At 36.6% G+C, this 3,723-nt stretch carries 5 protein-coding genes; all 5 read left to right on the forward strand.

Going from position 1 to position 3,723, the window contains the following annotated elements; genetic code table 11:
* The first annotated feature begins 144 nt into the window (after positions 1-144).
* The 5 genes from RTK36_RS07610 to RTK36_RS07630 all read left to right on the forward strand — a co-directional run bounded on the left by RTK36_RS07610 (position 145) and on the right by RTK36_RS07630 (position 3,283).
* The gene (locus tag RTK36_RS07610) at positions 145-591 is read left to right on the forward strand and encodes a SufBD protein (RefSeq protein ID WP_312045858.1); all 447 of its coding nucleotides are present in this window, start codon (positions 145-147) and stop codon (positions 589-591) included.
* An 89-nt stretch (positions 592-680) separates the two neighbouring features.
* A complete protein-coding gene (locus tag RTK36_RS07615) occupies positions 681-1,550 on the forward strand; it encodes an AraC family transcriptional regulator (protein WP_312045861.1) in 870 nt (289 codons plus the stop codon).
* Positions 1,551-1,674: 124 nt separating this feature from the next.
* On the forward strand, positions 1,675-2,214 hold the full coding sequence (locus RTK36_RS07620; protein ID WP_312045863.1) for a DUF1697 domain-containing protein: 540 nt from the start codon (positions 1,675-1,677) through the stop codon (positions 2,212-2,214).
* A 46-nt stretch (positions 2,215-2,260) separates the two neighbouring features.
* Complete coding sequence (locus tag RTK36_RS07625) at positions 2,261-2,728, forward strand: GNAT family N-acetyltransferase (protein ID WP_312045865.1); 468 nt, start codon at positions 2,261-2,263, stop codon at positions 2,726-2,728.
* Between the two features lie 81 nt (positions 2,729-2,809).
* Positions 2,810-3,283, forward strand: coding sequence for a GNAT family N-acetyltransferase (locus RTK36_RS07630; RefSeq protein ID WP_312045867.1), 474 nt, complete (start codon positions 2,810-2,812; stop codon positions 3,281-3,283).
* The last annotated feature ends 440 nt before the right edge of the window (positions 3,284-3,723 follow it).

Raw genomic sequence — 3,723 nt, forward strand, 5'->3', positions numbered from 1 at the left:
AACTTTTCCATTTGTTTAACTTTAATACACTTTATGATACAAAATAATACCATCCAATTTTATTTTTCAAAATACAGATTCAATTGTTTATGCTATAATATACACAATATCTTTAGAGAAAAAAAAGGAAAGGCGAGGATAAAGATGACAGATATTTCTGCGTTGATTGAAGGTTTGAAAAATAGCGATGTCAATAAAGCATACCAATGCTTGAAACAACTGGAAAGTGAAAGTGACCTTTCTGAGAATGTTTATCCATTCTTTCATATTTTTGTTGACATGCTTAGCAATGCAAATTCTTATATTAGAACAAGAGCATTGATCTTAATTGCCGCCAATGCCAAATGGGATATTGATTATAAAATTGATGAAATTATTGACTCCTATTTAAAGCATATTACTGATGATAAACCAATTACGGCACGGCAGTGCATTAAGGTATTGCCAACCATTGCAAAATATAAACCAGAATTAAAGTTTGATATTGAAACCGCATTATCTAATGCTGACACCGCTAAATATAAAGATAGTATGAGGCCCCTTGTAGAAAAGGATATCAAAAACGCCTTGTATAATATACAAAATCTTTAATTTAGAAGCCTAAACGTCATTTCGCAAAAAAAGTCGAGAGTTTTCCAAATGCTAAATGCTAAAATTTTGATATAAGGAGGTGCAAAAAAATGGAGGAGCATAGAGAAGCTGTCCAGCGTATGCAAGACTATATTGCAGAGCATTTATGCGAAAATATTACCCTTGGAGATTTATCTCGGGTATCCTTGTTTTCCCCTTGGTATTCCCATCGCCTTTTTACACAACTCACCAATCTAACGCCTGCCGATTATATTCGGCGTTTTCGGCTATCAAGGTCAGCACTGAAGCTGCGTGATGAGTCCTGCAAAATTCTTGATGTAGCATTGGAACTTGGTTTTGGCAGTGTGGATGGATATCAGCGTGCCTTTTTTCGTGAGTTCGGCTGCAATCCACGGGAATATGCCGTTTCTCCCATTCCTCTTTATCTTTTCACCCCTTATGGCGTAAAGTATAAAGCTATCCGAAAGGAGAATAAAATGGAAAACGTAAAAAATGTATTTATTCAAGTGATTGAGAAACCTGCCAGGAAAGTGCTCATCAAACGAGGAATCAAGGCCGCGGATTATTTTACCTACTGCGAAGAGGTTGGTTGTGATGTATGGGGGCTGCTTTTAAGTATGAAATCCATTAGCAAAGAACCTGTTTCCCTTTGGCTTCCTGCAAGCTATATCAAGCCAGGCACATCGGAATATGTGCAGGGTGTTGAAGTTGCAATGGATTATGCAGATATTATTCCAGAAGGATTTGACGCAATTGACCTTCCCCCTTCCAAATATTTGATGTTCCAGGGGGAACCTTTTCACGAAGAAGATTATTGCCAGGCAATTGAACAGATTTGGGAATCAATTAAGAAATATGACCCTTCTGTAATTGGCTACACTTGGGATAAAGATAACCCACGTATACAGCTTGAACCAATCGGTACAAGAGGGTATATTGAATTTGTAGCAATCAAATAAGGGCAACTTTTTTGGTAGCATGGGGCGACAAATAGTCGGCCTATGCTACTTTGTAAACCCGTAAAATTCGAGACAACATATGGATAATTTTGAATTTCTACTAAACAATGGAGATGATTAATATATGCAAAAATACATTGCTCTACTACGAGGTATCAATGTAGGTGGCAAAAATAAAATATCTATGCCAGAGTTAAAAAAGACTTTTGAAAATATAGGCTACCAAGATGTAAAGACTTATATCAATAGTGGTAACATCATTTTTTCCAGCCCCATTGATGATGAAGATGAAATTAAAAAAAGCTGTGAATTGGCTATTACTAATACATTTCATCTAAACATTGCTGTCACAATCATACCCGCCCAAGAATTGACTGTTGCTCTGCAAAATGCACCATCATGGTGGGATAGCGATTCACAATCAAAACATAATGCTATTTTTGTAATCCCCCCTGCCACTGCAAAAGAGATCTTGGAGCAAATTGGAATTGAGAAACCGGAATATGAAAAAGTAAGCTATTATGGACAAGTTATTTTTTGGTCTGCACCAATCACAACTTTTTCCAGAACAAGACTGTCAAAAATCGTAGGCAAGCCCTCATATCATAGCATCACAATAAGAAATGCAAATACGACTAAAAAACTATTACAACTTTTGGATTAATGTCGTAAAATACCAGGAATCTAAATTCTTTGCTTAGGAGAACTTTATGAAACTAGAAAAATATAAACCCACTGACTGTGCTGAAATTGTGGAACTATTTTACTCCACAGTCCACGTCGTTAATGCAAAAGACTACACCAAAACTCAACTAGATGCTTGGGCAACAGGTAATACAGATATATCCACTTGGGATAACGCTTTTTTAGAACACAACACTCTTGTTGCGAAAGAAAAGCATACCATCGTAGGCTTTGGTGATATGGATGACAACGGCTACCTTGATAAACTGTATGTACATAAGGATTATCAGGGTAAAGGCATTGCCACAGCTATTGTAAAAGAACTAGAACAACACGCGGCCATGCATGGCATTTCTTCTTTTACCACACACGCTTCAATTACTGCAAAACCTTTTTTCGAAAAACAAGGTTATCGTGTTGTGCGTAAAAATTGTGTTGTGCGTAACGGCGTTTCTCTTATAAACTTCACGATGGAAAAAGGAAATGAAAAATGAGAAACTGCCTAAGTTAATTAACCAGACTACAGTTTCAGTTATTCACCAAAATTGATTAACTATAAAAAGGAGTGAAAGGAAATGATAACTGTCAGACCAATGACATTAGCAGATTTAACTCTTTTTCAGCAGTGGCTATATACTCCCCATGTAGCGAAATGGTATCATGACCCTCTTAACTGGATAGCAGAGGTAGAACAACAAGATGTTTTTTTTAATTGGATACATCATTATATTGTTGAGGTGGAAGATAGGCGAATTGGCTTTTGCCAGTATTACGCATGTGTAGATAGTGAGGAGCCATGGGGCGGCTATACAGAAATGGGTGGCTCATATAGCATTGATTATATGATTGGTGAACTCGATTATATCGGCAAAGGCTTTGGTAAGGAAATTGTGATTGTTTTAGTTGCAAAAATTAAAGAGCATACTGATGCAAAGCGCATTGTTGTGCAGCCTGAATCAGAGAATAAGGCGTCTTGTGGCGTATTACTATCTTGCGGCTTTCAATATGATAAAGAGAAGGACATTTTTTTGCTTCCCCTAGAATCTTAAGGGGAATGGCGAAAATGCAAAAAACCAGCAGTTTATAGTCATTTCAAACTGCGGTTTCCCGGGAAATAATAATTTTGAAATTATAAAAGCTGTGTTCGCATCCTGCGACCCTGTTCTTGAAATCTAATGGAATTGCGGGAAACTTTTTAAAAGCAACGATGAAGAAATTTTAAAAAACATAGATGCGTATTTGAAAGCGGTGGAACAAGCGGGATTTGAAATGGCAACACAAAATCAGGTTTCGGAAGAAACGAAATCAAACTCGAAATGCAGCTTATGCTCATTTCGGATTATGTGAAATATATCGAAATGTGACGAAGAAAAAACCGATGATTCTACTACCATTTTCTCATGATTTGTGGAAGGATACCGGGCTTTATGTTATAATTATGATGTGTTCTTTATTTTTACAAAGGTAAGGATGATGATAACATGAAAAT

This window comes from Anaerotignum sp. (assembly GCF_031981185.1).
Lineage (GTDB): Bacteria > Bacillota > Clostridia > Lachnospirales > Anaerotignaceae > Chakrabartyella.

Bases quoted from the DNA above. Each gene is read 5' to 3' on its own strand.
- RTK36_RS07630 (WP_312045867.1), top strand. From the start codon at position 2,810: ATGATAACTGTCAGACCAATGACATTAGCAGATTTAACTCTTTTTCAG.
- RTK36_RS07625 (WP_312045865.1), top strand. From the start codon at position 2,261: ATGAAACTAGAAAAATATAAACCCACTGACTGTGCTGAAATTGTGGAA.
- RTK36_RS07620 (WP_312045863.1), top strand. From the start codon at position 1,675: ATGCAAAAATACATTGCTCTACTACGAGGTATCAATGTAGGTGGCAAA.
- RTK36_RS07615 (WP_312045861.1), top strand. From the start codon at position 681: ATGGAGGAGCATAGAGAAGCTGTCCAGCGTATGCAAGACTATATTGCA.
- RTK36_RS07610 (WP_312045858.1), top strand. From the start codon at position 145: ATGACAGATATTTCTGCGTTGATTGAAGGTTTGAAAAATAGCGATGTC.